This window comes from Xanthobacter sp. DMC47 (assembly GCF_056313845.1).
Genome location: NZ_JBQUZM010000004.1, coordinates 1,324,641 through 1,338,053 on the forward strand (window position 1 = coordinate 1,324,641; position 13,413 = coordinate 1,338,053).

General features: G+C 68.0%; 10 protein-coding genes. 3 read left to right on the plus strand and 7 right to left on the minus strand.

Translation table 11 applies throughout. The features are described from left to right. Positions 1-6: 6 nt before the first annotated feature. Positions 7-834: a penicillin-binding transpeptidase domain-containing protein gene (locus tag ACT54R_RS17960; RefSeq protein WP_476328539.1), complete on the plus strand. Its 828-nt coding sequence runs from the start codon at positions 7-9 to the stop codon at positions 832-834. A gap of 46 nt (positions 835-880) precedes the next feature. Beyond that, the gene (locus ACT54R_RS17965; RefSeq protein WP_476328541.1) at positions 881-2,026 is read left to right on the plus strand and encodes a benzoate/H(+) symporter BenE family transporter; all 1,146 of its coding nucleotides are present in this window, start codon (positions 881-883) and stop codon (positions 2,024-2,026) included. Positions 2,027-2,116: 90 nt separating this feature from the next. Here the strand turns inward: ACT54R_RS17965 and ACT54R_RS17970 are convergent, their stop codons facing one another. The 7 genes from ACT54R_RS17970 to ACT54R_RS18000 form a co-directional block, all read right to left on the minus strand. Next, on the minus strand, positions 2,117-3,046 hold the full coding sequence (locus tag ACT54R_RS17970) for a branched-chain amino acid ABC transporter permease (protein WP_476329223.1): 930 nt from the start codon (positions 3,044-3,046) through the stop codon (positions 2,117-2,119). Between the two features lie 70 nt (positions 3,047-3,116). Further along, positions 3,117-3,998 (minus strand): branched-chain amino acid ABC transporter permease, encoded by an 882-nt coding sequence (locus tag ACT54R_RS17975; RefSeq protein WP_168462586.1) that lies wholly within the window; start codon positions 3,996-3,998, stop codon positions 3,117-3,119. Positions 3,999-4,117: 119 nt separating this feature from the next. Beyond that, positions 4,118-5,326, minus strand: coding sequence for an ABC transporter substrate-binding protein (locus ACT54R_RS17980; RefSeq protein WP_476328544.1), 1,209 nt, complete (start codon positions 5,324-5,326; stop codon positions 4,118-4,120). Between the two features lie 54 nt (positions 5,327-5,380). Then, entirely contained in the window at positions 5,381-6,094 is a 714-nt protein-coding gene (locus tag ACT54R_RS17985; RefSeq protein ID WP_476328546.1) for an ABC transporter ATP-binding protein, read from the minus strand. Continuing rightward, entirely contained in the window at positions 6,094-6,864 is a 771-nt protein-coding gene (locus ACT54R_RS17990) for an ABC transporter ATP-binding protein (protein WP_476328548.1), read from the minus strand. The genes ACT54R_RS17985 and ACT54R_RS17990 overlap by 1 nt, the downstream gene beginning before the upstream one ends. 257 nt (positions 6,865-7,121) lie before the next feature. Beyond that, the gene (locus ACT54R_RS17995) at positions 7,122-7,649 is read right to left on the minus strand and encodes a hypothetical protein (RefSeq protein WP_476328550.1); all 528 of its coding nucleotides are present in this window, start codon (positions 7,647-7,649) and stop codon (positions 7,122-7,124) included. A gap of 79 nt (positions 7,650-7,728) precedes the next feature. Continuing rightward, positions 7,729-8,277 carry a peroxidase-related enzyme gene (locus ACT54R_RS18000; RefSeq protein WP_476329225.1) on the minus strand — a complete coding sequence of 183 codons (549 nt, stop codon included), beginning with the start codon at positions 8,275-8,277 and terminating at the stop codon, positions 7,729-7,731. A 296-nt stretch (positions 8,278-8,573) separates the two neighbouring features. Here ACT54R_RS18000 and ACT54R_RS18005 point away from each other — a divergent pair, with 296 nt between their 5' ends. After that, a complete protein-coding gene (locus ACT54R_RS18005) occupies positions 8,574-13,400 on the plus strand; it encodes an NAD-glutamate dehydrogenase (RefSeq protein ID WP_476328552.1) in 4,827 nt (1,608 codons plus the stop codon). The last annotated feature ends 13 nt before the right edge of the window (positions 13,401-13,413 follow it).

Sequence of the window (13,413 nt, forward strand, 5' to 3'; positions counted from 1 at the left end):
TCGGGGGTGGGAGCGCCTCTCGCCCGCCTCGTTCTCACGCTGTCCCTCGCTCTGACCCCGGCGCTCCTCGTCCTGCGCCCGGCAGCGGCCGCCGAGGACTGCCTGCTCGTCACCGACCTCGACAGCGGTCGGGTGCTGGCGAAGCAGGGACTGTGCGCCGCCCGGCACCCGCCCAACTCCACCTTCAAGGTGGTGCTGGCGCTGATGGGCTACGACGCCGGCATCCTCAAGAGCGATAGCCAGCCGGTCTACGAGCCCCCGCCGGGTGCCGACCTCGAACGGGAGGTGACGCGCGGCCCTCAGACGCCCCGCTCCTGGATGAAGAATTCGGTGGTCTGGTATTCCGAGCTGCTGGCCGCCGAGCTGGGCCGGGAGCGGATGGCGCACTATCTCAAGGTCTTCACCTACGGCAACGAGAACATGGGCGGGGTGAAGGGCGAGGAGGAGCCCGGCAAGCGCTACTGGATCTCCTCTTCCCTCGTAATCTCCCCCCGCGAGCAGATCGACTTCCTGCGCCGCATGCTGAAGGGGGAGCTGCCGGTGTCTGCCGATGCCGTGGACCAGACCATCCGCATCATGGCGATCGAGGAGCAGCCGGCCGGCTGGCTCACCTTCGGCAAGACAGGCTCCGGCTACGGCCGCTTCCCGGACGGGCGCAGCGACCGGTCACGGCCGTTCGGCTGGTTCGTCGGCTTTGCGAAGAAGGACGGCCGCACCGCGGTGTTCGTGCGCTATACCTCCCTCGACATGGCGTCCCCCGAATCCCTCGGGCTGGTGGCGCGGCGGCAGACGCTGGCGGCGCTCGTCCCCGTGTTGTCGGCGCAGGCCCCCTGAGCCGCTAGGCGGAGGCCTTCCGATAGACGTCCGCGAGGAGTTGAGCGTGCCCGTCTCCGCCATCGTGTCGGCCTTCGTCGCCGCCCTCGTGGGCTTCGGCGGCACGCTCGCCCTCATCCTTTCCGCCGCCGCGGCGGTAGGGGCGAGCCCGGCGCAGGCCTCGTCCTGGGTGGCGGCACTGTGCCTCGCAGTGGCCGGATCGAGCGCATTCCTCTCCATCCACCACCGCATGCCCATCATCAGCTCGTGGTCCACGCCGGGCGCGGCGCTGCTCGCTGCGTTCGGCGCGGGGATCGGCATGGAGCGGGCGGTGGGCGCTTTTCTGGTGGCCGGCCTGCTCATGGTGGCCTGCGCCGCGGTGAAGCCGCTCGGCACGCTGGTGGCGCGCATTCCCGTTGCGGTGGCGGCGGCGATGCTCGCGGGCGTGCTGGTGCGCTTCGTCACCGCGCTGGCCGAACATGCGGTGAAGAGCCCGGCGCTGGTCCTGCCGGTGGTGGTCGCCTTCTTCCTGACGCGCCGGCTCGCGCCGAGTTGGTCGGTGCCGGCGGCGCTCGTCGCCGGCATCGGCGCGGCCCTCGGTCTGGGGGCGGTCGGACCCATGCCTGCGCCCGAACTCTCGGCGCTGGTGTGGGTGACGCCGGAGTTCGATGGCGGCGTGCTGATCAGCATCGCTTTGCCGCTGTTCCTCGTGACCATGGCGTCGCAGAACCTGCCCGGCTTCGCTGTGCTGACGGCCAGCGGCTACGTGCCGCCGGTGCGCTCCATTCTCGCCACGACAGGCATCGCCTCGGTGCTGACGGCGCCATTCGGTGCCCATGCCTCGAACCTTGCCGCCATCACCGCCGCTCTCTGCACCGGGCCGGAGTGCGACCCCGACCCGCGGGCGCGGTGGAAGGCGGGGCCGGTCTATGCCCTGTTCTATCTGCTGCTGGCGGCGGCGGGCGCCTCGCTGGTGGCGGTGTTCGCGGCGCTGCCGCCGGCGCTGGTCGCCACCATCGCGGGGCTGGCGCTGATCGCCCCCCTCACCGGCTCGCTCACCGCGGCGCTCAACGTGGACAAGGACCGCACCGCCGCCATCGTGACATTCGCCACCACGGCGTCGGGCATCAGTGCCCTCGGTCTCGGTGCCCCGGTCTGGGGGCTGGCCGCCGGCCTTGCGGTCTTCGCCATGGATACCGTGCGCCGCCGCTGACGGGGCCAGCCCAACAAAAACCCCGCGGACGATGGACGCCCGCGGGGTGGGAGGATGTCTGTCCGGCTGCCGGAGCCGGACGCCCCGATGCTAGCCGTTGGACTTGCGAGCCTTCATCTGCGCCCAGACCGCGATCACCTCGCCGACGAAGCCGCGGCGGAACAGGGAGACGGCGAGGACGAAGATGACGCCCTGAATGACCAGCACCCACTCGCCGAGGCCGGCGAGATAGTTCTGCATGGTCACGATCACGGCCGCGCCCACCACCGGGCCGAGGATGGTGCCCATGCCGCCCACCAGCGTCATCAGGATCACCTCGCCCGACATCTGCCAGGCGACATCGGTGAGCGAGGCGAGCTGGAAGACCAGCACCTTGGTGGAACCGGCGAGGCCGGCGAGGGCCGCCGAGAGCACGAAGGCGAGCAGCTTGTACTGGTTCGCCCGGTAGCCGAGCGAGATGGCGCGCGGCTCGTTCTCGCGGATCGCCTTCAGCACCTGCCCGAAAGGCGAGTGGATGGTGCGGTAGATGACGAAGAAGCCGAACAGGAAGATCGCCAGCACGAAATAATAAAGGTGGATGTCCTGGCTGATGTCGATGACGCCGAACAGCGGGCGCCGCGGCACCGCCTGGAGGCCGTCCTCACCGCCGGTGAACTTCGCCTGCAGGCAGAAGAAGAAGAACATCTGCGCCAAAGCCAACGTGACCATGGCGAAGTAGATGCCCTGCCGGCGGATGGCGAGCAGGCCGGAGATCAGCCCCAGCAGCGCCGCGAATGCGACACCCGCCAGGATGGCGAGCTCCGGCGTGAAGCCCAGCACCTTGGTGGTGTGGGCGCAGATGTAGGCCGACCCGCCGAAGAACATGGCGTGGCCGAACGACAGGAGCCCCGTGTAGCCGAGCAGCAAGTTGAAGGCGCACGCGAACAGCGCAAAGCACATCACCTTCATCAGGAACACGGGATAGACGCCGAACGGCGCCACCAGCAGCACCGCCACGGCGGCGATGCCGAACAGGAGCATGGCGTTCGAGCCGGAGCCGGAGGCGGCGGGCGCGGCGGCGGGATGGGTTGCGGAGCTCATCGCTGCGGCCTCACTTCGCGGTGCCGAACAGGCCGGCGGGCTTCACCATGAGCACGATGGCCATGATGACGAAGATCACGGTGGACGAGGCCTCGGGATAGAAGACCTTGGTCAGGCCCTCGATGACGCCGAGACCGAAGCCGGTGACGATGGCGCCCATGATCGAGCCCATGCCGCCGATCACCACCACCGCGAACACGACGATGATGAGATTGGAGCCCATGGTGGGGCTCACCTGGTAGGCCGGGGCGGCGAGCACGCCGGCGAGCGCGGCGAGGCCGACGCCGAAGCCGTAGGTGAGCGTGATCATGCGCGGCACGTCGATGCCGAAGGCCTGCACCAGGTCCGGCCGCTCGGTGGCGGCGCGCAGGTAGGAGCCGAGCTTGGTGCGCTCGATCACGAACCAGGTGGCAAGGCACACCACGAGGGACGCCACCACCACGAAGGCGCGGTAGTTGGGCAGGAACATGAAGCCGAGGTTGGTGCCGCCCGGCAGGGGATTGTTGTAGGGCAGGCCCGAGGAGCCGTACTGACGCCGGAACAGGCCCTCGAGGATGAGGGCGAGGCCGAAGGTGAGCAGCAGGCCGTAGAGATGATCGAGATGGTACAGCCGTTTGAGCAGCGTCCTCTCGATGACCATGCCGATGATCGCGACGATGATCGGCGAGAGCACCAGCGCCCCCCAGAAGGGGATGCCGGCATAGTTCAGCAACATCCACGCCCCGAACGCGCCCATCATGTATTGCGCGCCGTGGGTGAAGTTGATGACGTTCAAAAGGCCGAAGATCACCGCGAGCCCGAGGCTCAGCATGGCGTAGAACGCGCCGTTAATCAGGCCCAGCAGCAATTGCCCGAACAGGGCCTGGGGGGGAATGCCGAGAAGCTCGAACATCGAAGACCCGTCTCGTCAGGAGGAAACGGCGGAAACCGCAAGCGACAACCGGAACTGAGGTACCGGACACGAAGGAGGACCGGGCGGGCCCTGAGGACCCGCCCGGTCCGGATGCTGGATCAGCCCTTCTTGACGAGCGGGCAGTCGCTCTCGGAGAGCGGACGGAACGCCTCGTTGGCGGGGATGGTCGCCTTCAGGGTGTAGTAGTCCCACGGACCCTTGGATTCGGAGGGCTTCTTCACCTCGTAGAGATACATGGGGTGAATGGTGCGCCCATCGACCCGGACCTCGCCCTTGCCGAACAGCGGGTCGTCGGTGGGGATTTCCTTCATCTTGGCCACGACGGCAGCGCCGTCCTTGGCCGACTTCATGGCCTCCACCGCCTTCAGATAGTGCAGGGTGCCGGCATAGACGCCCGCCTGAACCATGGTCGGACGCTTGCCGCCGTTGGCCGCGGCGAAGGCGTCGGCGAACTTGCGGTTGGCGTCGGTCTGGTCCCAGTACCACGCTTCGGTCAGGGTCAGGCCCTGGGCGGTCTTCAGCCCGAGCGAATGCACGTCGGTGAGGAAGATGAGCAAGCCGGCGAGCTTCTGGCCGCCCTCGACGATGCCGTATTCCGACGCCTGCTTGATGGAGTTGATGGTGTCGCCGCCGGCATTGGCGAGACCGACGATCTTCGCCTTCGACGACTGCGCCTGCAGCAAGAAGGAGGAGAAGTCGGCATTGTTGAGCGGCACCTTCACCGCGCCCACCACCTTGCCGCCATTGTCCACGACCACCTTGGAGGTGTCGCGCTCGAGCGCGTGGCCGAAGGCGTAATCGGCGGTGAGGAAGAACCAGGTGTCGCCGCCGGTCTTCACGATCGCCTTGCCGGTGCCGTTGGCCAGCGCATAGGTGTCGTAAGTCCAGTGGACGGTGTTCGGCGTGCAGGCCTTGCCGGTGAGGTCGGAGGTGGCCGCGCCGGAATTGATGAAGACCTTGTTCTTTTCCTTGGTGACGGTGTTCACCGCCAGCGCCACGCCCGAATTGGGCACGTCAAGGATGACGTCCACGCCGTCCACGTCGTACCACTGGCGGGCGATGGAGGTGCCGACGTCGGCCTTGTTCTGGTGATCGGCGAAGATCACGTCCACCTTGAGGCCCTTGGCGGCGGCGCCGAAGTCCTCGACCGCCTTCTTGGCGGCCCACACGGAGCCCTGGCCGCCGAGGTCGGCGTAGAGGCCGGACTGGTCGTTGAGAACGCCGATCTTGACGGGAACCTGGGCCTTGGCGGCGCCAGCGGCAACGACGACGCTGGCGGCGGCCAGCAATACGGCTGCAAGACGCATGATGTGTCCTCCCTCCGGCTGGAACCGGATTTTCTCGCTGTCAGGAACCCGGCGTCACACGCCGAGAAATGCTTCGAGACGCGCCGCGTTTTCCGCGATCTTGTCGTTTTCCACCATGTCCACCACGCGGCCGTGCTCCACCACGTAGTGGCGATCGGCGACGGTGGAGGCGAAGTGGAAATTCTGTTCCACGAGCAGCACCGTGAACCCCTTCTTCTTGAGGTTCCGGATGATCTCGCCGATGTGCTGCACGATCACCGGCGCGAGGCCCTCGGAGGGCTCGTCGAGCAGCAGGAGCTTCGCCCCCGTGCGCAGGATGCGGGCGATGGCCAGCATCTGCTGCTCGCCGCCCGAGAGCTTGGTGCCCTGGCTGTTGCGGCGCTCTTCGAGCCGCGGGAACAGCTCGTGAACCTCGTCGACGGTCAGGCCGCCGGGCAGCACCACGGGGGGCAGCAGCAGGTTCTCGCGCACGGAGAGCGAGGAGAAGATGCCCCGCTCTTCCGGGCAGATGGCGATGCCGAGCCGGGCGATCTTGTTGGGCGGCAATCCAACCGTTTCAGTGCCCTGATAGCGGATGGAGCCGGCGCGCTTGCGCAGGAGGCCCATGATGGCGCGCATGGTGGTGGTCTTGCCCGCGCCGTTGCGGCCGAGCAGCGTCACCACCTCGCCCGGATGGACGTCGAAGGTCATGCCGTGCAGCACGTGGCTCTCGCCATAATGGCCGTGCAGGTCCTTCACCTCGAGAAGGGGCGTTCCGTTCGCGGCCATCAATGCGCTCCACCGGTGCCCATGTAGGCCTCGATCACCTGCGGGTTCTTCGACACTTCGGAATAGGGCCCCTCGGTGAGGATCTCGCCGCGCGCCAGCACGGTGATCCGGTCCGAAAGGTTGGCCACGACCGAAAGGTTGTGCTCCACCATGAGGATGGTGCGGTTGGCGGAGACGCGCTTGATGAGGTCCGCCGTGCGGGCGATGTCCTCGCGGCCCATGCCGGAGGTGGGCTCGTCCAGCAGCAGCATCTCCGGCTCGAGCGCCAGCGTGGTGGCGATCTCCAGCGCGCGCTTGCGGCCGTAGGGCAATTCCACCGCCAGATGCTTCGCGTACTGCGTCAGGTCCACGTCGGCGATCAGCTCCATGGCGCGGTCGTTGAGCGCTTCGAGGCTCTTCTCCGACTGCCAGAAGTGGAATGAGTTGCCGATGGGCCGCTGCAGCGCGATCCGGACGTTCTCAAGCACGGTGAGATGCGGGAACGTGGCCGAGATCTGGAACGAACGGACCATGCCAAGCCGCGCTACATCCGCCGGCGGCGTGCGCGTGATATCGCGGCCGTTCAGCTTGATGGTGCCGCGCGTCGGCTCCAGAAATTTGGTAATCAGGTTGAAGCACGTGGTCTTACCGGCACCGTTCGGCCCGATGAGGGCATGAATGGTGTGTCGGCGGATCCTGAGGTCAACGTTCTTGACCGCAGCGAACCCCTTGAATTCCTTCGTAAGACCTGAAGCTTCAACGATGTAGGGCACGTCTGAGACGCTGTCCATGATCGTAAGGCGCCCTCGCTGTTCCCCGGCCGCGCGTCGCAGGCGAGCACGCTTCAGCCGACCTCCGCAACTAAAGGCACCTTGACCGGTGCGCTTGATCTTGGGGCGCAAGCTAGCACGCTCCGCCGCGGCTGCGTCAATAGACCGGGCCGTCGACAAATGTCTAGCTCGATCTTACCACTATTGTCTGAGCGCCGTAGCGGCAGGAGGTAATCCACAGCCATACGCGCCCGAGTTGAGTTCAAGTTGTTGCCGGCTTACGGCGCAACTGCATCGATGACCAGTCCGAGACTGGCACCGACGGCATCGCCCACCACCAGCACAGCCTCGCCCGGGGGCAACCGGAAGCGCAGGCTCTTGCGGACGCCCGGACAGGCATGCACCCCGGTGAAGGCGAGCGGCGCCAATGGTTTGCCGTCCACGAACACGTCGAGCCACGCGCCCTCCGACACCGTGACCTGGTAGTCTCCACCAGGCGAAGGGACGGTGAGGTGCGCGAACCCGGCCCAAGCTTCCCGCCCCTGCCGCGTCGGCGGGAACGGAAGTGCGAGGGATACGCGATCCGACAAGGCCAGCGTCACCGCGCCCTCCAGCGGCAAGGAGAGGCGTCCGCCCGACTCCACTGTCCGAACCGGCGCCGCGAGGCGGGTGCGCGCGGACGCGAGCGGCCATGCCGCCGTGGCGCAATCCTCCCCGGCCGTCTCCGCCCTCACCGCCGCCGGAGCAACGGCAAGCGCGGGCGAGAGCAGCAGAAGAAAGATCAACAGCCCGTGCGCCGAACCCATGCCGCGCCTCCCGATCCTGAAAGCTATATCCATAAGGATATATCTTCCCGGTCCGGCGGGCGAGCCCTGGGGCCGATCCTCACCCCTTCGGCGTGCGCGACTGGGCGTGGTATTCCTCGTTCGGGCGCATGTCCGTCGCCGAGGCGATGCGGTTGGACATGTTGAAGAAGCCGACCACGGCGCCGATGTCCCAGATGTCGCGCTCGGAGAAACCGGTCTTGCGCAGCGCCGCCCGGTCCTCCTCCTCAACTTCATGGGGGCGCTCGGTGAGCTTGGCGGCGAAGTCGAGCATGGCCCGGCGGCGCGGATCGAGCCGGGCGGCGCGATAGTTCATCACCATTTGCTCGCCGAGGATGGGATCTCCGGACAGCTGGCGCACCGCGGCGCCGTGCGCCGTCAGGCAGTAATAGCAGCGGTTAATGCTGGACACGACCACCGCGATCATCTCCCGCTCCAGCTTCGAGAGGCCGGAGGGGGCGAGCATCAGGTCATTATACATGCCGGCGAAGGCGTTCAGCTTCGCCATGTCGAGCGCGTAGGCTTGAAGGACATTCGGCACGAAGCCGATCTTCTCCACGCACTTGTCGAAATAGGCCTGATTCTGCGCATCGAGCTCGGCGGGCGGGATGGCGAGGGCAACGGTGGGAAGATCGTCGCGCTTGCGGGCAGGCTCGGCCGGAGAAACGGCCTTGTTCGGGACGGACTTCTTGGCCGAAGACTTCCCGCCGGACGCCGCCGCCTGAGTTTCGGGCCTGCCTTTATTTGCGGCAGTCGCGCTTTTGCCCTTTTCCACGCCCCCTGCTGCCTTCACTTTCGGTGCCATTGGGTCGCCTCGTCATTCCAGCGTCGCCGCTCCGGGCCACAACGTCATGCTCGCCGTGCCTGGGAAACCCGCAGCCGGCGGCCACACAGTGAGGAAAGGCCATGAACGTCATGGGATTTCAAGCCGGTGCGCACGGGCTCCACGACGAGACGGCACTGGCCGCGGTGAAAGCGCTCGTCGAACGCGAAGCGCCTCACCTGCCGGCCGGCTTCACCGACACCTTCCTCGCCGCCGTGGCGCCGGAAGACCTGGCGCCCCTCCCGGCGGCCTGCATCGTCGTCCTGCTGCGCGAGGCCTGGGCCCATGTGGCCGGCCGCCCCAAGGGCCAGCCGAGCGTGCGGGTGTTCAATCCCGCCCTGCCCGGCCCGGCCATCACCGTCATCGAGGCGGTGAACGATGACATGGCCTTCCTGTTCGATTCGGTCGCGGGCGAACTCGCCGACCGCGGGCTGGTGGTGAAGCTCGCCGCCCACCCCATCCTGCATGTGGAGCGGGACGGCGACGGCGCGGTGCGCGGCCTGGAGAGCGCCGGCCCCCGCGGCCTGTCGGAAGAGAACCGCGAAAGCCTCATCCACATCCATGTGGCGGCCATCGACGAGACGGCAGCTGCGGAGCTGAAGGCCGGGCTGGAGCGGACGCTCGCCGACGTGCGCGCCGCCAATCTCGACTTTTCGGCCATGCGCAAGCAGGTGAAGAGCCTCGCCAAGGGCTATCGGCGCGAGAAGCGGCCCTATGACGACGACGCTCGCGAGGAAGCCGCCGACGTTCTGGAGTGGCTGAACGAGGACAATTTCATCTTCCTCGGATTGCGCCACTACGAGCTGACCGAGGACGGGCTCAAGGCGGAGGAGAACAGCGGCCTCGGCATCCTGCGCAATCCCGACGTCCATGAACTGCGCCTCGGCGATGCGCCCGTGGTGACGACGCCGGAAATCCGCGCCTTCCTCGATGGCCCGACCCCGCTCCTCTTCACCAAGGCCAGCCTGCGCTCGCGGGTGCATCGGCGGGATGTGATGGACTATGTGGGCATCAAGGCCCACGACGAGAAGGGCCGGCTCATCGGCGAGGTGCGGCTCATCGGCCTGTTTGCCTCCACCGCCTACACCCACTCTTTGCGCGAGATTCCCTATCTGCGCCTCAAGGCGGAGTCCGTCATCCGCGGCGCCGGGCTGGAGCCGGACAGTCATTCCGCCCGCGCGCTCTCCACCGTGCTGGAGACCTATCCGCGCGACGACCTGTTCCAGATCGACGTGCCGACGCTGCTCGTCCACGCCCGCGAGATCCTCTCCCTTTATGACCGGCCGCGCCTGAAGGTGCTGGCGCGGGCCGACCGGTTCGACCGCTTCGTCTCCGTCCTCACCTTCCTGCCGCGCGAGCGGTTCGATGCGCAGGTGCGCGACCGGGTTGGCGCCATCCTCGAACAATCCTACGGCGGAACGGTCACGTCCCTGGAGCAGGCGTTCGTCGCCGGCCTGCCGCTCACGCGCGTGCACTACGACATCGGCCGCACCGAAGGGCGCATCCCGGAAGTGGACAAGGGTGAGCTGGAACGGGCGGTGGCGGATGCCATCCTCACCTGGCGTGATCGCCTTTCAGCCGCCGTATCGGCGCTGCCCGGCATGAATGGCGCCGATTCTACCCGCCTCGCCCGCCGCTATGTGGAAGCCTTCGATCCCGGCTACCGCGCAGCCTATGGCGTGCCGACGGCGCTTGCCGACATCGAGCTGCTCGAACGCCTGTCCGAGGAGCGCCCCGTCGCACTCGATTTCTACCGCCGGGACGGCGACGACGACCGGCGCATCGCGCTGCGCCTCCTCTCCTATGGTGCCCCCCTCCCGCTGGCGGCGCGGGTGCCCATGCTGGAGAACATGGGCCTCAAGGCCATCAACGAGCGCACCTTCCGCATCGAGCCCGCCGGCGGTCCCAAGAGCTGGGTCCACGACATGTCGCTGGAGCGGGCGGACGGGGGCTCCATCGCCGTGGAAGGCTCCGCGACCCGGCTGGAGGACTGCCTCAACGCCGTGCTGCGCGGCGCGGCGGAGAATGACGGCTATAACGCGCTCGTGCTCGATGCCGGCCTCAGCTTCCGCGAGGCGGCGCTGGTGCGCGCGCTCGGCCGCTATCTCAGGCAGGCCGGCATCCCCTTCTCGCAGGACTATATCTGGCAGACGCTGAACCGCCACGGCACACTCGCCCAGGCCATCGTCGGCCTGTTCCACGCCCGCTTCGACCCGGCGCAGGACACCTCCCCCGAGGCCCGCGCCGCCCGGGAGGCGCCGCTGCGCGAGGCCATCGACGAAGCCCTCGCCGAGGTGTCCAGCCTCGACGAAGACCGCATCCTGCGGCGCTTCGTGAATCTCGTGGATGCGGCGCTGCGCACCACCTACTACCAGAAGGATGCGCAGGGCCGCCTGCGCGAGCCCATCGCCATCAAGTTCGAGAGCGCCAGGGTGGAGGGGCTGCCCCTGCCCCGCCCGCTCTATGAGGTGTTCGTCTATTCGCCGCGCGTCGAGGGCGTCCACCTGCGCTTCGGCAAGGTGGCGCGCGGCGGTCTGCGCTGGTCGGACCGGCCGCAGGATTTTCGCACCGAGATCCTCGGCCTGGTGAAGGCGCAGCAGGTGAAGAACGCCGTCATCGTGCCGGTGGGCGCCAAGGGCGGATTCGTGCCGAAGCGCCTGCCCGTTGGCGGCTCGCGCGAGGCGGTGTTCGCCGAGGGCACGGCGGCCTATGAGGTGTTCGTCTCCTCCCTCCTCGACCTGACCGACAATCTGAAGGGCGGCGCCGTGGTGCCCCCGGCCGACACGGTGCGGCTCGACGGGGACGACCCCTATCTCGTCGTCGCCGCAGACAAGGGCACGGCCACCTTCTCCGACACCGCCAACGCCCTTTCGGCCCGGCACGGCTTCTGGCTGGACGACGCGTTCGCCTCGGGTGGGTCGGTGGGCTACGACCACAAGGCCATGGGCATCACCGCCCGCGGCGCCTGGGAGGCGGTGAAGCGTCACTTCCGGGAAATGGACATCGACATCCAAACGACCCCCGTCACCGTGGCCGGCGTCGGCGACATGTCGGGCGACGTGTTCGGCAACGGCATGCTCTTGTCCTCGGCGCTGAAGCTGGTGGCGGCCTTCGACCACCGCCACATCTTCCTCGATCCCGAGCCGGACCCCGCCTCCTCCTTCGCCGAGCGTCGGCGCCTGTTCGACCTCCCCCGCTCCTCCTGGGCGGACTATGACGCTTCCCTCATCTCCAAGGGCGGCGGCATCTTCCCGCGCAGCGCCAAGAGCATCGACCTCTCGGAGGAAGTCCGCGCGCTGCTGCGCTTCCCGAAGGCCAGCGCCACCCCGGCGGAGCTGATCAACGCCATTCTCAAGGCGCCGGTGGACCTCCTGTTCTTCGGCGGCATCGGCACCTACGTGCGCGCCTCCAGTGAGACCGATGCCCAAGCCGGCGACCGCGCCAACGACGCAGTGCGGATCGCCGCCGCCGATCTCAACGCCAAGGTCATCGGCGAGGGCGCCAACCTCGGCATGACCCAGCGCGGGCGCATCGAGGCGGCCCGCAAGGGCGTGCGGCTGAACACCGACGCCATCGACAATTCCGCCGGCGTGAACACCTCCGACGTGGAAGTGAACATCAAGATCGCCCTCGCCAAGCCGTTGGAGATGGGCGACCTCAGCGTGCCGGACCGGGCGGCGCTCCTGAAGCAGATGACCGACGAAGTGGCCCGCCTCGTCCTCGTCAACAACTATGCACAGACCCTCGCCTTGTCCCTCGCCGAGCAGAAGGGCGCGGACGATCTCGCCTTCCAGCAGCGCCTGATGCAGATGCTGGAGGCGCGGGGCGAACTGGACCGCGCGGTGGAGTTCCTGCCGTCGGACGCCGAGATCGCCGACCGTCGCTCACGCGGCGAGCACCTCACCCGGCCCGAGCTGGCGGTGCTCCTCGCCTATGCCAAGCTCGCCCTGAAGGACGATCTCGTCGGCTCCAGCGTGCCGGACGACGCCTATCTCTCCGGGGAGCTGGTGCACTACTTCCCGCACGAGTTGCAGGACCGTTATCCCCACGCCATCGAGACCCACCGCCTCCATCGGGAGATCATCGCGACGGGCCTCGCCAACGCCATCGTCAACCAGGGCGGCCCCTCCGCCATGGCCCGCATCTCGGACCAGACGGGTGGCGATGCCGCCTCCATCGCCCGCGCCTTCGCGGCGGTGCGCGACAGCTACCACCTGCCGGAACTCACCGCCGCCATCGATGCGCTGGACAACAAGGTGGACGGGCACGTCCAGCTCCAGCTCTACGCGGCGGTGCAGGACCTGATGGTGGGGCGCACCATCTGGTTCCTGGGCAACGTCTCGTTCGCCGATGGCATCGCCGGCGTCGTCGAGCGCTACCGCAGCGGGGTCGCTGCGGTCGCCGCCGCCCTGGACGAAAGCCTACCGGAAATCTGGCGCAAGGACCGCGCCGGACGGGTGGCGGATCTCGTGGCCCAGCGTGTGCCCGAAGAGCTGGCGCGCCGTATCGCCTCCATGCCGGCGCTGGCGGCGGCATCGGACATCGCGCTGATTGCCGAGACCACCGGCAAGGCCATCCCCAGCGCGGCCAGCACCTTCTTCGCCGCGGGCCGCTACTTCGCCATCGATGATCTGCTCGCCCAGTCGCGCGGCATCATGGCGCCGGACTATTATGACCGGCTGGCGCTGGACCGCTCGCTCGCCCAGCTCGAGACCTTCCTGCGCCGCATCACCGAGGCGATGCTGGCGGAGGGCGTCTCCGGCGAGGCCGCGGTGGAGGCCTATGTGGGCCGCCGCCGCGAGGAGGTGGAGCGCATGCGCCGCACGGTGCGCGACATCGCCCAGTCCGGCCTCAGCCTCTCCAAGCTGACCCTGGCCGCGAGCCTCCTGGGCGATCTGGTGAAGAGCTGAGAGGGCGCTGGCT